Source organism: Pseudomonas sp. Root562, from assembly GCF_001427125.1.
Lineage (GTDB): Bacteria > Pseudomonadota > Gammaproteobacteria > Pseudomonadales > Pseudomonadaceae > Aquipseudomonas.
This window is the reverse complement of sequence record NZ_LMGK01000002.1, coordinates 27449-43227: the sequence shown is the minus strand read 5'-3', so window position 1 is coordinate 43227 and position 15779 is coordinate 27449. Positions and strand designations below refer to the sequence as shown.

Genomic DNA, 15779 nt, shown 5'->3' with positions numbered 1-15779 from the left:
GTGGCTTCCTTGTACTCATGCGAAAATATACCTATATGGGAATAAACGTCAATCGTTGCCTTTACTCACTCCACCATTGCAAAATCCGCTCGCCCAACCGGATTCGGCGTAGACCCTCTCAGATTCATCCCACGCCCTGGTGCAAAACCGGGGAAGAACACCAAACCTTCCGATTCAAACCGGTAAGCCAAGGCCAACCGAGTGACATCCAGCACGTCCTGTTGCGCTTCGAAGCGCTGTATGGCCTCGACAGAAACCGACGCTTCCCGCGACAACTCTTCCACGCTCCAGCCCAGCATTGCTCGGGCCTGGGCGCAGTGGATCGGGGTGAATTGGAAAAGGGCGATACGTTCCAGGGTGATTTTCATCGCTTGAGAGGCCATGGGTATTCTCCGGGCTCGAGAGTGTTGATCCAAAATGTACTGTGTTTTTGTACAGTTGTTTTGAGCCCGAATCAAATCGAATTTTCAGTTCACACGCTTCCACCTGACAGGTGGCAAGCATCAGCGTGGCGAACAAACCACAGGTTGCTCATCGGCGCTGATCTTCAACTGCGCCGAAGCAGCCAGCAATTTCTTCAGCCGCGTGCACAAGGGTAAAAAAATTACCCCGCTGGCTAAACCTCCGTCGCCCGTTATTGAAGACGATGGGAGCGATGAGCTTGCCGAACAGTGGCTGGTCCATGCGACCACCGTGCAACGCAAGCACGTGCTGTACGTCATCCATGTGCAGACCCGTTATTGCATGATTTTCGCCGACGCGAAAAAGGCGGATGTCGACGGGTTCCTTAGGCGTTTCGTCGACCGTTGGATAGAGGGCCTGATCCGTCATGCCGGGCAACATGACATGCTTCGCTGGGTTGACGCCGAGCAGATGATGGAGGGTTTCGAGGAGAGTTGCCGCGATTACGCGTTTTACAAACGCGGCCATCGAGGTGCGCAAAAGCATATCAATGAGATCGCCTGGGTTTTCGAGGATTGCGCCGCCGAATGGGGGACTTTGCCCACCGACGAGTTTTCTGCCGGACGCTTCGATGGCGATATGAACGACACGCCTCGAGGGAGCAAAGGGCACAAGGACTTTTACTACCCGGATGAGGAAATGATGGCTCACTGGTTGCGCCGGTACGCTGGCCTTGATGAGCCCAGCGTTCAAGCCGCACTTGAACGGCGCATGGAAGTGAAACGGGAAATCTGGGAATTTGAGCGGCAACAGGCGCATGACGCTCAGTATTGAATTACTGTCCGGTCAACCCCGGCGCCTCCCGCACTAGAAAGTGATCCAGATTTTCGATGCTGGCGCTGAACACCCCGAACGTCTGCTCGGGGTTTTTCTTGCTCGGTACCTGCTTCAACTCCGGCGTCACGCCATAAAAGAAGCAATACAACGCCTGCCCACTTTCGATGGCGTGCTTGATCTCCTCCAGGAACGCCTTGCGCTTGCGGTAGGTGTCGATGAGCTTCTTGCTCAGGTAAACATTGACCGAGTAAGGCTTCTTCTCGAACCAGACCTTCTTCTCGAAATCGATGCGAAAGCTCTGGGTGTAGTCCTTGATCTGCTTGACCTTGCCCCAGTAAATCAGCCCTTTGTTGTCTTGCAGGTATTCGATTTTCTTGAAGAACGAAGCGTAGGGCGCGGTATGTTCGCCAATCTTCAGCGGCATGCGCTTGAGCAAATCCTTGTCGTCGAAGTTCGATACGAAACATTCCACCGGGTGGGCGAAAACGCTGGTCTTGTCCGGGGCCGAATCGCGGCTCGGCTGCTCGACGCCAGCGACGGCCGAAGACGTTGAAGGCTCATCACGCTGAGTACCGGGGGACACCGCAGCACTGGACGGCTTACGCACATACTCACGCCGGGTCAGTAACAATTCGGACGGGAAATTTTCCTCTCGACTGTCATCCGTTTCCGCTTCTTCCACACCCAACGCCGGCGTCTTCAGACTCACATAAGGACACCCCTCGACATGCCGCGTGCTCGGCAAATTCTTGAAGTGCGGCGTTCGCACGTAGTTCACGTTCTTGGCGTTGAACGTGCCCAACTCGTTTGCCACATCGAACGCTAAACGACAGGCATCGTTGGGGCACTGGAAATGTTCCCTGGCGGAGTCGAAGGCCATGGTTTCGTCGAAATTCAGATCGCGGACGTCATAGATCGACAGCTTCTCGTCGAGGCTTAGGCAGTAGGCGAGGTCGAATTTCATGCAGGGCTCGGGTTCGTGGGGGAAGGGTATTAATAGCGGGTCGTGAGGGATGGTGCATCTGTTGAATCGTGGTTGTCGTATCAACACATAGCTCAACAACCGGCCTATCGATAATTTCAGACTTCCGTTAGCTTGGCTAATTCAACGGCGGTGCCTTATGAGTGAGTGGGTATAAGTAGACATTGAGGAAGCCAAATCACAGCGTTCTCAACTTGCTGAGCTCGCATGGCAAGGCGATACGGTTGTGATCAACATGGACGGCAGACCCTACCTGGATCTGGTGCCTCATGTCGGCACGTTTCCCGCACGCAAGCCTGGTCGGTTGAAGGGGAAAGTCCGGATATCTGCCGATTTTGCCGATACCCCTCAGGCCATGATTGATGGATTCGAAGGGAGTCTGTAATACCGCCTGGAGATCCTGTTGAAGCGAGCAACCTCCTCGCGATTCGCTAGGCCAGCACAGCTATCAAGTCAGGCACCAACCCTGTGGCGAGGGAGCTTGCTCCCGCTGGGTTGCGCAGCAGCCCCAAACCCACCGAACGCGGTATGTCAGAAATAACGAGTTCCTGCTCTCGAATACAACCCAGTACGCCACTGAGCCTCTGGTTCACGCACTATCGTTTGCATCCCTCATTGGACGTCGCCCGCACAAGCCGGCTCTGCAACGTTGGTCGGAATACAGACTCTAGGCTTCAACTCCTATAAAAATATTCAGATCAGGCGGAATGGTTTCACCGGTCAACGCGCCGATCTGCTGAACCTGCTCTTTGGTCAATGGCCATTCTCCACTTGCCATTGCGCCAAGGTTTTTATGACCTAATAGTTCCACGATTTGGTCATTGAAGGCGGCGTTAACATCAAGCTCATACTTCAACGAGTTATCTTCTAAATCGTCCGGCAAGAAGCCAGTGATACACAAATACATAAACACCTCTTGGCCTATTTTGGCGTGGTTCGTCCTGGTTTTGCAGGTTTCGTTTGTTCGCCTGTGAGGTGGTTGAATTCGCCTGGATGGATTCCGAGTTTGTCGTGTTTTTCCACAGCTTTACTTACGTAATCTCATTTATGAATTCGTCCTTTACGAGCTTGATTACCATTTGTCCCGATAGATAAATGCCACTTGGTAGTCATAGTCAGACAAACGAATGACATGGAGGAAATGGGGTTGAAGCGTATTGACCCAATGCGGACCAACGTCAAACCCACCGTTGTTTATGTTGTTGTCGATTGGTATATCAAGCGCCTCGATCACATAACCGTCATCACCAAAATCTTGCGATAGCTCTTCTCCTTCGCCTAACTCAGTTTCCTTGTCGTACCATTCAAGTCTTATTGCCAGTCCCATAGAACCCTCCAATTCGAATTAGCAAATCGTCTGTATTCAGGATTTTGGGAGAATCCAGTAAGAGAAGCAGAAATGTTTTTACCAAGTATTCCTGTATCGAAAAGATACTTGGTAGTCGAATGTGTTTGGCTCAATTTTGTGATCAAACAAGGGTTGGATTTTGGGTATCCAGTCATTTTTCACATCGAACCCACCGTCGTAAATCTCAGGCTCCTCCATGAGACCCAACGCATCAATGATCGAGCCATCGTCACCAAGATCGGCCGAGTATTCCTTTCCCTCTAATGCTTCGGTTTTTTTGTCATACCAATTCAATCGGACTTTTAGCCCCATTCTAGCCTCACAAGTACTTACTAATGTTGCGGTTTTTCTTGGGGGGATCTATCTGTTCACCCGTTAAATGATCAAAAGAACCTAAATGGCTGCCATCACTTGCGCGGTATGCCTCTAGTTCTCCATGCTGTGAATCCCATTCATATACTTTTCTACCTTTTGCATCAATCCAACGCTCCCGGATGCCTCCACCGCCTTGTTTGGGGGTTTTGCCTTTCACCTGTTTCAAACCCGGAAAACCAGTAATTTCTTCTGTTTCTGGCGCCGAATGGTAGTCGTGGTCAGAATTGGGTAGTTTTCTACCTGAAACACTCACCACAACATAAACGGGCTTCACCAAAGCCCCCACCGGAAACACAAGAATAAAATCCTTGTACTCAGGCGGATAAATCGGATTGACGATGATGCCGTCAGCCTGTTTCGTCGGCGGATAAACCCAAATGTGCGGCGCTTGCGGGGCGGCTTCCAGCTTGGGGATGCCGAGAATGTCCGAGCCGTCTTCGGCGGGCGTCCAGATCAGTTCGATACCTTCCCCAAGATCGGCAACGTACTGGCTACCGCGCAAAGCCACCTGCACGACATCGACCATTTCCCAATCGCGGTTCTTGCCGGTGTAAAAGCCGTAACCCTTGAGGCTGCCGTCATCTTGCTGCTCGATGTTCAGGCGAACCCGCGTGCGGGCCTGTTCGAGAGCGCGCAGTTGGTCTTCGCTGTAGAGAGCGCTGTCGCCGAGAGTGGGTGCCCAGAACAGCGCGACTACGCCGGTCAACGCCGCCGCTGTCGCCGTGCCAAGCGCCACCCCGGCGCCTATGACCGAGGCCATGAGCGCGGGGGCACGAAGTGCCAGTTGACCAATGCCCAGCGCAACCGTCGAGCCGCTGATGGTCTGCAAATCAAGCAGACCGTCGTCATCAACCTCCCTGGCACCCAGCAAGACGATGTCGCCATAGTCTTCAAGGCTGTCAGTCGGCACCATTCCTGAAGGATTGGAGTAGTTGATGACCGCGTCCGGCAACTTGCAGGATTTGGCGAACACGCATCCGACGCGGGGCACTTCATTTTTTATCGGAACCACCCCGAGCCGATCTTCGAATGCTTGCTGTCGGGCGAGCATCGCCTCGTAAGCCGAATGCCGGGCCTCGCGCTCGGCCAGTTCGCTGGGCGTCATCAAGCGATAGGTGACGTGATGCCCGTCACCCGATGGCGGGTTTTTAACCTGGGGAATGTCCTTGTTGCCAGCCACTGACTGTCCTTGTGCGTTCGTGCATCGGTGGCCCTAGGGCAGGGCTGCGCGACGTTAGCGAACCTGGTAGGTCATGGCTGTAGGACTGGTCTCCAATGACCTTAGGAGTTGTCGCTGTTTTATGGACAGTGTTGGTACAGAAGTTCTGCGGCCTATCGAAAGTCCAGCGCTTTAGCTAGCTTCGCTGACTCTGTGGAGATGCCATATGACTGAACGTATTCAAGTAACCATGCGCGAAGCCAAAGCCCGGCTCTGTGAACTTGCTGAGCGCGTATGGCATGGGGAAGAGGTTCTGATCTTCAAGGACGGTAAACCGTATCTGAATCTGCTGCCTCATGTCGCCGAACCCTGGGTGCGGAAACCGGGGCGATTGAAAGGGAGCATTCGGGTATCCGCGAATTTTGAGAAGACCTCTGGGAAGATCATTGATGGATTTGAGGGTAGCCGGTGAGGCCTTTGTTGTAGATACCCCGTCCCAACCCTGCCGCAGATCCTGTGGGAGCTAGCTTGCTAGCGATGACGTCAGTTGATACGCCACGCAAACAAAATCGGCTACCGGAACTCAAGCAGCGGATTTTGACGCAGCAGGGAGATCAGAACCCCCGCAATACGCGAGACGCCTTACGCCACCAGGACTCCTGGCGATTAAACGGATCATCCGCCAGCACACACGGCATATCCCGCAACCGACTCCATGGCTCATCCTGCCAATGCAGCATACAGAGCGACATATTCGGCCAATCAAGCACATTGAATGTCGAGCTATCCATCCTTTGTGATCGCTGATCATCCCTCACGGCGGCAACCTGCCGGAAAAACAAGGACATCATTCGGCTTTAACATCATGCTTTATTTCTCTCGCGCTCCAAGCATGGCGAACCAAAACAGGCGCTGGGTTTGAGTCAAATTCACTCGGATTAAAGATACCGCTTAGAAATAGTGGCTTTTCGCCGTGTAACGTATTGAAACCCTTTTGCACTTTGGCTCAGGATAGGAAATTTCCTACAGCTATTGTCGAAAAAGGGCAGCTCCCGTGGTCATGATCAAAGCGGTTTCGAAGGAACGAATAGACAAAGCGTTGCAGGAGTTTGATCGTAAATTTAGGAGTAAGCGTGAGTGGCAGGGCTGGGAGAATAATCTCGCTCACCGTTACGCCGTCCACGAGGGCGGTAACCTGTATCCGGCAAAGAAAATCGTCTCTTTGGCTACTGGCATTGCCGTGGGAGAGTTCTCCGGTGGGCATCCGACCAACAGTTACCTAAAAAAGCGGGGCTTCACTATTGTTGAGTTACCCCGTAGTGCGAGCGAACCTGTATTGCAATTCACGCCGGGGGCCGTATACGACCGAAAAACCGAAATTAATGGTCTGTTTGGTGGAAGCCTTCAAGATGGCATTACATCCTCCACCACCTACCCTGCAATTTTTGTGTTCACAGGTGAAAGCGGTGAGCAATACGGGTATTCCGACCATTGGGAAGACGGCGCTTTCATTTATACCGGTCAAGGACAACGCGGGCCGATGACGTTGACTCGAGGTAATCGAGCCATTGCTGAACATGCCAATAATGGTCGAGCGCTGCACCTGTTCAAGGCTCGCGGCAAAGGTAACGGTCACGAATACATGGGCGAATTTTCTTGCGCTGATATGTTTAACCGGACGCAGCCAGATGTTACTGGCCAGGATCGAATTGCGATTGTTTTCCGGTTAGTCCCAGTGGGAATTCCTGCAGAAATTATTGAAACTGAAGAACTGGATGAGGATGAGGCTAGCCCCTCCGAATCCTTGACTGCTGCGCGTTTGGCTGCGTTGGCTGCATGTAAACCTAGTCGAGATGATTTAGGTATGTCCGCGCCGCGCAAAATCTATCAGCGCAGCCGACAGGTTTCACACTATGTGATGCTGCGCGCCAATGGGGAATGTGAGAGCTGCGCGAAACCGGCTCCTTTTCTCAAACGAGATGGCACCCCCTACTTAGAGCCGCATCACGTAAACCGGGTATCAGATGGTGGGCTAGACCACCCACGTTACGTTGGGGCCATCTGTCCAAGTTGTCATCGGGAAATTCATTCTGGAATACATGGAGCGTTGTTGAATGAGAGGCTGAAACAGCGGTTGGTAGCAATTGAGCCTTGATTGAACTCCATGCTAAAGCTGTTCGGCCTGCATTGCCTGCGCCCCCTTGTCTTTACTCATAAAATCGCCGAGGGTTAAGACCCTCGGTCGATACAGATGGCCATCACGGCCTTTCTATGTAACTCCTACAAACATAGCGCGGGGCTGACGGCTTAAGCGTCGAATACTTCGCTTAATCCATAAGATGCTTCGACGTATAAAACACATTGGCTACCTTCCGCCACCAAGGCTTGGCCGCCAGTCGATGCTGTGAGTGATTATTTAACAAATACGGCATGTCACGGAGTCGAATCCAACCCTCATCCTGCCAATGCAGCAAGCTTAAAGACATTTCCGGCCAATCTAGCAAGCTCAAAATTGGTCGATCCGCATTTTCAGGTTTATCGGCATCACGTAAGGCTGGCACCACTTGGTGTGTCAGCCACTCACGAAGAAGACGATTCGCGGGTACATAGTGATAAACCAACAACGCATACACGCCGGACTCGCTGAGCATCAGCTGTTTTTCTGGTTGCCGGAAATACTCAATACATAGAACGCGTCGCTGATCCTTGTCCAGCTTGTTGACCATACGATCACTCAAATGGACACCCATCAATCGACCGATATCGCGGGCACAGAACCATGGCTGGTTTTCAAGGAGTAGAGCGTGAAGGAAAAGGTTATGGCGGGTGAAAACTGTCGGAGTGTAGGTATCAGGTATTACGGATCGGTGTTGAGTTCCTGCAGGCATAGCCATTACCTCTACGTAGGTAGGTGAAGGGGGGCCGGAACCCGACGTAGAGGACTTAAGAAATCCCAACAGGCTCTTTCTCTCACAAGGGTCCGCATATAAGGCTGATACCAGCATGCGTTCAGTGTGAGCAAGTAGCTTCTACGTTGGGCGTTTCTTAGGCACCTGCAATGGAGCTTAGAAGTGCTTTGATCGTCTATCAATAAGGAAGGGGCTGGATTTGCTGTAGGAGGTTTAGCTGCTACTGAGATTGCGAGTAGGCGTTTTCCTACCCAACAAAAAGCCCCGATCAGATCGGGGCTTTTTGATTTTTTGATTTGCCGATTCAACTCGTCAAATCGCGGCTAGCTCAGGAATCAATCCCAGCTCAACGCCCCACCTGTCTGATACTCAATAACCCGCGTCTCAAAGAAATTCTTCTCTTTCTTCAAGTCCATGATCTCGCTCATCCAAGGGAACGGGTTAGTCGTCCCTGGGTACTCTTCCTTCAAACCGATCTGCGACAGGCGACGGTTGGCGATGAACTTGAGGTAGTCCTCCATCATCGCCGCGTTCATGCCCAGTACGCCGCGAGGCATGGTGTCGCGGGCGTATTCGATTTCCAGTTGGGTGCCTTGCAGGATCATTTGCGAGGCTTCTTCCTTCATTTCGGCATCCCACAGGTGCGGGTTTTCGATTTTGATCTGGTTGATCACGTCGATGCCGAAGTTCAGGTGCATGGATTCGTCGCGCAGGATGTATTGGAACTGCTCGGCGACGCCGGTCATTTTGTTGCGGCGGCCCATGGAGAGGATCTGGGTGAAGCCGCAGTAGAAGAAGATGCCTTCCAGTACGCAGTAGTAGGCGATCAGGTTGCGCAGCAGTTCTTTGTCGGTTTCGACGGTGCCGGTTTCGAACTTCGGATCGGAGATCGAACGGGTGTACTTCAGGCCCCAGGTGGCTTTTTTCGCGACCGATGGGATCTCGTGGTACATGTTGAAGATTTCACCTTCATCCATGGCCAGCGATTCGATGCAGTACTGGTAGGCGTGGGTGTGGATCGCCTCTTCGAAGGCCTGGCGCAGGATGTACTGGCGGCATTCCGGGTTGGTGATCAGGCGGTACACGGCCAGGACCAGGTTGTTGGCAACCAGGGAGTCGGCGGTGGAGAAGAAGCCGAGGTTGCGCATCACGATACGGCGTTCGTCGTCGGTCAGGCCTTCCGGGTTTTTCCAGAGGGCGATGTCGGCGGTCATGTTGACTTCTTGCGGCATCCAGTGGTTTGCGCAGCCGTCGAGGTACTTCTGCCAGGCCCAATCGTACTTGAAGGGTACGAGTTGGTTGAGGTCGGCGCGGCAGTTGATCATGCGCTTTTCGTCAACGGCGACACGGGCGGAGGCGCCTTCGAGTTCGGCGAGGCCTTCGGCGACGTCGAGGGAATCCAGGGCAGCCTTGGCGCGGGCCACGGCGGCGGAGTCACTGGCGGTCACGGCGCGGGCTTCCAGCGCGGCGGCACCGCCGGCGCTGTCGAGACGGTCCATGTTGGCTTCGGTGGCGTGGCCAGCGTTAGCGCTCTTGACTGCTACTTCCGTGTCTTCTTTGTCGAATTCGTCCCAGCTCAGCATGACGTGTCGTCTCCTGCGTGAGGGCCAGATTGCCCGTGTGAAATGGATGAGTCGGTATTTCACACGGCCGTACTGGCCGCGTTGGATCTAAAGGAATCGTTTTTTGCACTCGCCAAGGCAGGCAATAAAACAGAATTTTGTACGGGGTTCCGAGAGCCTCTGATGGGCGCAATCAGCATCGAATGCTGTTGCGGGGCTTCAGACTGGCTATTGATCCCTGTAAGGGGATATTGCAGGCCCGTTTAAGGCGGCATTATAGGGAAATTTTCACGGGCGTGGTGGGGCGAATCCGCGCATGGAGCGGTCGAGAAGCAGGGTTTTTCGGTCGGAGCGAGGGTTTACAGGGCTTTGGCTGAGATTGGCGATGGCAAAATTTTTTTTGGCAAATTTGAGTTTGCTCAAAAAGTAATCAAAAAAAGGCTTTTTTCACTACATCTTGTGTTTCTGGATGCTTTTCGAGAGTTCCAAACACAACTGAGCCCGACCGAAGCCGGGCTGGAATCGACCTTCAGCAATCGCTGAAATGATCCGATTCGGTGCAGTTACTCAGCCGCTGGAGCAGCCATTGCCCATGACGCTGTAACGCAAGATATGCCGTTGGCCTTTGGAGTCGTCATATTCCATTTTCATCGGGACAACTTCACACACATTGGGGACTTCGCTCATGGAAACAACTTTGGCGATGTCCAGGTGCATCGAGTAAGTGTATTCCTCGATAGCCGGTTGTTGCTGCGCGACATCAGTCTGAACCTCGTCTGCCATGGCGGTTGCGCACAGACTGCTGAGGGCCAGAACCAATAAAGCTTTCATTTAAGTTTTACCTTTCTTGAGGCGAGAGGGGGCACGCAATCTTTTTGGGATTGCGTGTGAATCTTTACAACTTGGGTTTGGGTTAACTGCCTTCGTGGGGGCTGTAACGTGGTTAACTCAGGTTGCCGGGTTGGCGAGGTGGATTTTAGGGAGCAGGGTGGAATTCATATAGGCGTGGTTTTGATAAACACTTTTGGTGGTTTTTGTAACAATCCTTCGAAACCTTTGTGTACGGCTATGCAGGAGCCGGCTTGTTGGCGAAATTGGCGACGCGGTGTGTCAGGCATAGCGTCATCGCTGGCAAGCCAGCTCCCACAGGTTATGGGGAACCTAGCTCGTTTGGAGTAGGACGAATTACCTCTGGCTTGGCAGGCTGAGTCGCTATTCACGACAAAATGTGTGGGCTTGTTACTACCATCGTCGAATGGTTCTATAGGCCCGGCCCGGGCTACAACGGTGCCATACAAAAACAACTATTCCACCGAGGTAAGAAAGATGAGTGCGGCTTCCCTGTATCCCGTTCGTCCCGAGGTTCTGGCCAATACGTTGACCGACGAGGCGACCTACAAGGCCATGTACCAGCAGTCGGTCGTCAACCCGGACGGCTTCTGGCGCGAGCAAGCCAAGCGCCTCGACTGGATCAAGCCTTTCACCACGGTGAAGCAGACTTCCTTCGACGATCACCATGTCGACATCAAGTGGTTCGCCGACGGTACCCTGAACGTTTCCTACAACTGCCTCGACCGTCATCTGGCCGAGCGCGGCGATCAAGTGGCGATCATTTGGGAGGGCGATGATCCTTCCGAAAGCCGCAACATCACCTACCGCGAACTGCACGAGCAAGTGTGCAAATTCGCCAACGCCCTGCGCGGCCAGGATGTCCATCGCGGCGACGTGGTGACGATCTATATGCCGATGATCCCTGAAGCCGTGGTCGCCATGCTGGCCTGCACCCGGATCGGTGCGATTCACTCGGTAGTGTTCGGTGGTTTCTCGCCTGAAGCCCTGGCCGGTCGCATCATCGACTGCCGCTCGAAAGTGGTGATCACCGCCGACGAAGGCATTCGTGCCGGCAAGAAAATCCCGCTCAAGGCCAACGTCGACGACGCCCTGACCAACCCGGAAACCAGCAGCATCCAGAAAGTCATCGTGTGCCAGCGCACCGGTGGCGACATCAAGTGGAACCAGCATCGCGACATCTGGTACGAAGACCTGATGAAAGTGGCCGGCACCGTTTGCGCGCCGAAAGAGATGGGCGCTGAAGAAGCGCTGTTCATCCTCTACACCTCGGGTTCCACCGGCAAGCCAAAGGGCGTGCAGCACACCACCGGCGGCTACTTGTTGTACGCGGCCATGACCCACGAGCGCGTGTTCGACTATCGCCCGGGCGAAATCTACTGGTGCACCGCCGACGTCGGCTGGGTCACCGGCCACAGTTACATCGTCTACGGCCCGCTGGCCAATGGCGCGACCACGCTGCTGTTCGAAGGCGTGCCGAACTATCCGGACATCACCCGGGTGGCGAAGATCGTCGACAAGCACAAGGTCAACATTCTCTACACCGCACCGACCGCGATCCGCGCGATGATGGCGTCGGGCACCGCCGCCGTGGAAGGCGCCGATGGCAGCAGCCTGCGCTTGCTCGGTTCGGTGGGCGAGCCGATCAACCCGGAAGCCTGGGACTGGTACTACAAGAATGTCGGCAAGTCCCGTTGCCCGATCGTCGATACCTGGTGGCAGACCGAAACCGGCGGCAACATGATGAGCCCGCTGCCGGGCGCTCACGCACTCAAGCCGGGTTCGGCGGCGCGTCCGTTCTTCGGTGTGGTGCCGGCTTTGGTGGATAACCTGGGCAACATCATCGAAGGCGAGGCCGAGGGCAACCTGGTGATTCTCGATTCGTGGCCAGGCCAGGCGCGCACGCTGTATGGTGATCACGACCGCTTCGTCGACACCTACTTCAAGACTTTCCGTGGCATGTACTTCACCGGTGACGGCGCACGTCGCGACGCCGATGGTTACTACTGGATCACCGGTCGCGTCGACGACGTGCTCAACGTTTCCGGCCACCGCATGGGTACCGCCGAGATCGAAAGCGCGATGGTCGCCCACCCGAAAGTCGCCGAAGCCGCTGTGGTCGGTGTGCCGCACGACATCAAGGGGCAGGGCATCTATGTCTATGTCACCTTGAAAAACGGCGAAGAGCCGAGCGAGCAACTGCGTCTGGAGCTGAAAAACTGGGTGCGCAAGGAGATCGGTCCGATCGCTTCGCCGGATGTCATCCAGTGGGCGCCAGGCCTGCCGAAAACCCGTTCGGGCAAGATCATGCGGCGGATTCTGCGCAAGATTGCGACCGCTGAGTACGATGGTCTGGGGGATATCTCGACCCTGGCGGATCCGGGTGTGGTGCAGCATTTGATTGATACGCACAAGACGATGAACGTCGCTTAACCCGCCGTTCCTGAGTCACCGAAGCCCCGCCCGGCATTGCCTGGCGGGGCTTTTTCGTATCGATCGTTCCTACGCTCTGCGTGGGAATGCCGCCATGGACGCTCCGCGTCCGCCGTTGACCTTGTGACGCAGAGCGTCACGGGATGCATTCCTGCGCGGAGCGTGGGAACGATCGACGGAGGAGCCAATAATTATCGGTTTCGTCTGTAGGGTGTTTCCCTATGTTACCCGTCACCGTTCAAGTAACTGAATGTGTAACCGTGCGTCCAATAACGAGGCTTTGGGAAACGCAAAGCCTCGTTTCAACACCTCTGAATCGGTCATAAAAAATAAGACCCAACGCTACACTTGCCGGATTAGAAGGCTTTGCCAATAATAGGCCCGCAATTTGCAGCATGGATCGGTTCACTGTCTTTTGCATCTGCATGAATTTGCAGGGCTGTCAACGTGCCCAAGCGGCTTTCTCGGTGCTTCTGTAATTAGTTGTCGCATTGAAGAAATATCGGCTTCGGGCCTGTCGTTAGAATGCCGATCACTCGCTCGTCGTTGCTGGTGTTGATTTTTCAACATCGGCTTCTCAGGACGCAGCACTGTTTTGCGGTTCCACTCATTCGCATATTGGGCTGTCGCTCACTCTGCCGTTTTAGCCCTTTACCGATGGAGTCCCAACATGAAGAAACTCGTGCTGCTTGGCGCCCTGGCATTTGCCAGCGTGCTGTCCCTGCCAACCTTCGCCGATGAAAAGCCTGTGAAAATCGGTATTGAAGCGGCTTACCCTCCGTTCGCTTCGAAAGCACCGGATGGCAGCATCGTTGGTTTTGACTACGACATCGGCAACGCCCTCTGCGAAGAGATGAAGGTCAAGTGCGTGTGGGTCGAGCAAGAGTTCGACGGTCTGATCCCGGCACTCAAGGTGCGCAAGATCGACGCGATCCTGTCGTCGATGTCGATCACTGAAGACCGCAAGAAATCCGTGGACTTCACCAACAAGTACTACAACACCCCGGCTCGCCTGGTAATGAAGGCCGGCACTCAGGTCAGCGACAACCTGAGCGAGCTCAAGGGCAAGAACATCGGCGTGCAACGTGGTTCGATCCACGAGCGTTTCGCCCGCGAAGTCCTGGCCCCGCTGGGTGCCGAGATCAAGCCTTACGGTTCGCAGAACGAAATTTACCTCGACGTAGCCGCCGGCCGCCTCGACGGCACCGTGGCAGACGCTACGCTGCTGGATGACGGTTTCCTGAAAACCGACGCCGGTAAAGGCTTCGCGTTCGTCGGTCCGGCGTTCACCGACGTCAAATACTTCGGCGACGGCGTAGGTATCGCGGTTCGCAAGGGTGACGCACTGAAAGACAAGATCAACACCGCGATCACTGCCATTCGCGAGAACGGCAAGTACAAGCAAATCCAGGACAAATACTTCGCCTTCGATATCTACGGCAAGTAATACGTCCCGGCGACAAGTCCGAAATGGCGCAAGCAACAGGATCTCTGAGGTTTGCGCCATTTTTTCATCCCAACTTTCGAGGACCTGAATCATGTTGAAAGGCTACGGGGCTGTCATCCTCGATGGCGCTTGGCTGACGCTTCAGCTCGCCTTGTCATCCATGGCCCTGGCCATTGTCCTGGGCCTGATCGGCGTGGCACTGCGTCTGTCGCCGGTTCGCTGGCTGGCCTGGCTGGGCGATCTGTACTCCACCGTGATTCGCGGCATTCCCGACCTGGTGTTGATCCTGCTGATTTTCTACGGCGGTCAGGATTTGCTCAACCGCGTCGCGCCAATGCTCGGATACGACGACTACATCGACCTGAACCCGTTGGCCGCCGGTATCGGCACCCTGGGTTTCATCTTCGGCGCGTACCTGTCGGAAACGTTCCGCGGTGCGTTCATGGCGATCCCCAAGGGGCAGGCTGAAGCGGGCATGGCTTATGGCATGAGCAGTTTTCAGGTGTTCTTCCGGGTGTTGGTGCCACAGATGATTCGCCTGGCGATTCCAGGCTTCACCAACAACTGGCTGGTACTGACCAAGGCCACCGCACTGATTTCCGTGGTGGGTCTGCAAGACATGATGTTCAAGGCCAAGCAGGCGGCAGACGCCACCCGCGAACCTTTCACCTTCTTCCTCGCAGTGGCGGCGATGTACCTGGTGATCACCAGTGTTTCGTTGCTGGCATTGCGTCACCTCGAGAAGCGCTACTCGGTAGGCGTAAGGGCGGCTGAGCTATGATCTTCGACTACAACGTCATTTGGGAGGCCTTGCCGCTGTACTTCGGTGGCCTGGTGACCACCCTCAAACTGCTCGCGCTGTCGCTGTTCTTCGGCCTGCTGTGTGCGTTGCCGCTGGGCCTGATGCGCGTCTCGAAGAACCCGGTCGTCAACATGACAGCCTGGCTCTACACCTACGTGATTCGCGGCACGCCGATGCTGGTGCAGCTGTTCCTGATCTACTACGGTCTGGCGCAGTTCGAAGCGGTACGCGAAAGCTTCCTCTGGCCATGGCTATCGAGCGCAACGTTCTGTGCGTGTCTGGCGTTCGCCATCAACACCAGCGCCTACACCGCGGAAATCATCGCCGGCAGCTTGCGCGCCACGCCGAACGGCGAGATCGAAGCGGCCAAGGCCATGGGCATGTCGCGGTTCAAGATGTACAAGCGCATCCTGCTGCCGTCGGCCTTGCGCCGGGCGCTGCCGCAGTACAGCAACGAAGTGATCATGATGCTGCAGACCACCAGTCTGGCCTCCATCGTGACCCTGATCGACATCACCGGTGCCGCGCGCACGGTCAACGCCCAGTTCTACCTGCCGTTCGAGGCGTACATCACGGCCGGCGTGTTCTACCTGTGCCTGACCTTCATCCTGGTGAAACTGTTCAAACTGGCCGAGCGCCGCTGGCTGGGCTACCTGGCCCCGCGGAAGCACTGA

Annotated in this window: 17 protein-coding genes; 7 read left to right on the top strand and 10 right to left on the bottom strand. The window is 54.9% G+C overall.

What is annotated here, in order from left to right; genetic code table 11:
* Positions 1-65 precede the first annotated feature (65 nt).
* Positions 66-383 (bottom strand): helix-turn-helix transcriptional regulator, encoded by a 318-nt coding sequence (locus tag ASD60_RS03050; protein ID WP_056852576.1) that lies wholly within the window; start codon positions 381-383, stop codon positions 66-68.
* A 202-nt stretch (positions 384-585) separates the two neighbouring features.
* Here ASD60_RS03050 and ASD60_RS03045 point away from each other — a divergent pair, with 202 nt between their 5' ends.
* Positions 586-1236: a DUF6933 domain-containing protein gene (locus ASD60_RS03045; protein ID WP_236708398.1), complete on the top strand. Its 651-nt coding sequence runs from the start codon at positions 586-588 to the stop codon at positions 1234-1236.
* A gap of 1 nt (position 1237) precedes the next feature.
* Here the strand turns inward: ASD60_RS03045 and ASD60_RS03040 are convergent, their stop codons facing one another.
* The 6 genes from ASD60_RS03040 to ASD60_RS03015 form a co-directional block, all read right to left on the bottom strand.
* Positions 1238-2203 (bottom strand): hypothetical protein, encoded by a 966-nt coding sequence (locus ASD60_RS03040; protein WP_056852574.1) that lies wholly within the window; start codon positions 2201-2203, stop codon positions 1238-1240.
* A 685-nt stretch (positions 2204-2888) separates the two neighbouring features.
* Positions 2889-3128 carry a pyocin S6 family toxin immunity protein gene (locus ASD60_RS03030; protein ID WP_056852572.1) on the bottom strand — a complete coding sequence of 80 codons (240 nt, stop codon included), beginning with the start codon at positions 3126-3128 and terminating at the stop codon, positions 2889-2891.
* A 14-nt stretch (positions 3129-3142) separates the two neighbouring features.
* The gene (locus tag ASD60_RS29290; protein ID WP_082557524.1) at positions 3143-3244 is read right to left on the bottom strand and encodes a colicin E3/pyocin S6 family cytotoxin; all 102 of its coding nucleotides are present in this window, start codon (positions 3242-3244) and stop codon (positions 3143-3145) included.
* A 49-nt stretch (positions 3245-3293) separates the two neighbouring features.
* Positions 3294-3548 carry a colicin E3-like toxin immunity protein gene (locus ASD60_RS03025; RefSeq protein ID WP_056852571.1) on the bottom strand — a complete coding sequence of 85 codons (255 nt, stop codon included), beginning with the start codon at positions 3546-3548 and terminating at the stop codon, positions 3294-3296.
* A gap of 78 nt (positions 3549-3626) precedes the next feature.
* Entirely contained in the window at positions 3627-3881 is a 255-nt protein-coding gene (locus ASD60_RS03020; protein WP_056852570.1) for a colicin E3-like toxin immunity protein, read from the bottom strand.
* 7 nt (positions 3882-3888) lie between these two features.
* Positions 3889-5124, bottom strand: a complete 1236-nt coding sequence (locus tag ASD60_RS03015) for a colicin E3/pyocin S6 family cytotoxin (RefSeq protein WP_056852569.1) — start codon at positions 5122-5124, stop codon at positions 3889-3891.
* Between the two features lie 205 nt (positions 5125-5329).
* Between ASD60_RS03015 and ASD60_RS03010 the strand changes: the two genes are divergently transcribed.
* Together ASD60_RS03010 and ASD60_RS03000 are read left to right on the top strand one after the other, a co-directional pair.
* Complete coding sequence (locus ASD60_RS03010) at positions 5330-5575, top strand: type II toxin-antitoxin system Phd/YefM family antitoxin (protein ID WP_056852568.1); 246 nt, start codon at positions 5330-5332, stop codon at positions 5573-5575.
* A 588-nt stretch (positions 5576-6163) separates the two neighbouring features.
* A complete protein-coding gene (locus tag ASD60_RS03000) occupies positions 6164-7258 on the top strand; it encodes an HNH endonuclease (RefSeq protein ID WP_056852737.1) in 1095 nt (364 codons plus the stop codon).
* A 172-nt stretch (positions 7259-7430) separates the two neighbouring features.
* Here ASD60_RS03000 and ASD60_RS02995 read toward each other — a convergent pair whose 3' ends face one another.
* The 3 genes from ASD60_RS02995 to ASD60_RS02985 all read right to left on the bottom strand — a co-directional run bounded on the left by ASD60_RS02995 (position 7431) and on the right by ASD60_RS02985 (position 10405).
* A complete protein-coding gene (locus ASD60_RS02995; RefSeq protein ID WP_442965972.1) occupies positions 7431-7991 on the bottom strand; it encodes a BRO-N domain-containing protein in 561 nt (186 codons plus the stop codon).
* A 356-nt stretch (positions 7992-8347) separates the two neighbouring features.
* Positions 8348-9595, bottom strand: coding sequence for a ribonucleotide-diphosphate reductase subunit beta (locus tag ASD60_RS02990; RefSeq protein WP_007992761.1), 1248 nt, complete (start codon positions 9593-9595; stop codon positions 8348-8350).
* 546 nt (positions 9596-10141) lie between these two features.
* Positions 10142-10405 carry a DUF2790 domain-containing protein gene (locus ASD60_RS02985; protein ID WP_056852566.1) on the bottom strand — a complete coding sequence of 88 codons (264 nt, stop codon included), beginning with the start codon at positions 10403-10405 and terminating at the stop codon, positions 10142-10144.
* 495 nt (positions 10406-10900) lie between these two features.
* Between ASD60_RS02985 and acs the strand changes: the two genes are divergently transcribed.
* The 4 genes from acs (at position 10901) to ASD60_RS02965 (ending at position 15779) form a co-directional block, all read left to right on the top strand.
* Positions 10901-12856 carry an acetate--CoA ligase gene (acs, locus tag ASD60_RS02980; RefSeq protein ID WP_056852565.1) on the top strand — a complete coding sequence of 652 codons (1956 nt, stop codon included), beginning with the start codon at positions 10901-10903 and terminating at the stop codon, positions 12854-12856.
* A gap of 670 nt (positions 12857-13526) precedes the next feature.
* Positions 13527-14303 carry an ABC transporter substrate-binding protein gene (locus ASD60_RS02975; RefSeq protein ID WP_056852564.1) on the top strand — a complete coding sequence of 259 codons (777 nt, stop codon included), beginning with the start codon at positions 13527-13529 and terminating at the stop codon, positions 14301-14303.
* A 91-nt stretch (positions 14304-14394) separates the two neighbouring features.
* Positions 14395-15084: an ABC transporter permease gene (locus ASD60_RS02970; protein ID WP_007934894.1), complete on the top strand. Its 690-nt coding sequence runs from the start codon at positions 14395-14397 to the stop codon at positions 15082-15084.
* Positions 15081-15779: an ABC transporter permease gene (locus ASD60_RS02965; protein ID WP_056852563.1), complete on the top strand. Its 699-nt coding sequence runs from the start codon at positions 15081-15083 to the stop codon at positions 15777-15779. Before ASD60_RS02970 ends, ASD60_RS02965 begins: the two co-directional genes overlap by 4 nt.

Excerpts from the sequence above, each read along its gene's own strand:
- ASD60_RS03050 (WP_056852576.1), bottom strand. The coding sequence starts at position 383 with ATGGCCTCTCAAGCGATGAAAATCACCCTGGAACGTATCGCCCTTTTC.
- ASD60_RS03040 (WP_056852574.1), bottom strand. The coding sequence starts at position 2,203 with ATGAAATTCGACCTCGCCTACTGCCTAAGCCTCGACGAGAAGCTGTCG.
- ASD60_RS03030 (WP_056852572.1), bottom strand. The coding sequence starts at position 3,128 with ATGTATTTGTGTATCACTGGCTTCTTGCCGGACGATTTAGAAGATAAC.
- ASD60_RS03025 (WP_056852571.1), bottom strand. The coding sequence starts at position 3,548 with ATGGGACTGGCAATAAGACTTGAATGGTACGACAAGGAAACTGAGTTA.
- ASD60_RS03020 (WP_056852570.1), bottom strand. The coding sequence starts at position 3,881 with ATGGGGCTAAAAGTCCGATTGAATTGGTATGACAAAAAAACCGAAGCA.
- ASD60_RS03010 (WP_056852568.1), top strand. The coding sequence starts at position 5,330 with ATGACTGAACGTATTCAAGTAACCATGCGCGAAGCCAAAGCCCGGCTC.
- ASD60_RS03000 (WP_056852737.1), top strand. The coding sequence starts at position 6,164 with ATGATCAAAGCGGTTTCGAAGGAACGAATAGACAAAGCGTTGCAGGAG.
- ASD60_RS02995 (WP_442965972.1), bottom strand. The coding sequence starts at position 7,991 with ATGCCTGCAGGAACTCAACACCGATCCGTAATACCTGATACCTACACT.
- ASD60_RS02990 (WP_007992761.1), bottom strand. The coding sequence starts at position 9,595 with ATGCTGAGCTGGGACGAATTCGACAAAGAAGACACGGAAGTAGCAGTC.
- ASD60_RS02985 (WP_056852566.1), bottom strand. The coding sequence starts at position 10,405 with ATGAAAGCTTTATTGGTTCTGGCCCTCAGCAGTCTGTGCGCAACCGCC.
- acs (WP_056852565.1), top strand. The coding sequence starts at position 10,901 with ATGAGTGCGGCTTCCCTGTATCCCGTTCGTCCCGAGGTTCTGGCCAAT.
- ASD60_RS02975 (WP_056852564.1), top strand. The coding sequence starts at position 13,527 with ATGAAGAAACTCGTGCTGCTTGGCGCCCTGGCATTTGCCAGCGTGCTG.
- ASD60_RS02970 (WP_007934894.1), top strand. The coding sequence starts at position 14,395 with ATGTTGAAAGGCTACGGGGCTGTCATCCTCGATGGCGCTTGGCTGACG.
- ASD60_RS02965 (WP_056852563.1), top strand. The coding sequence starts at position 15,081 with ATGATCTTCGACTACAACGTCATTTGGGAGGCCTTGCCGCTGTACTTC.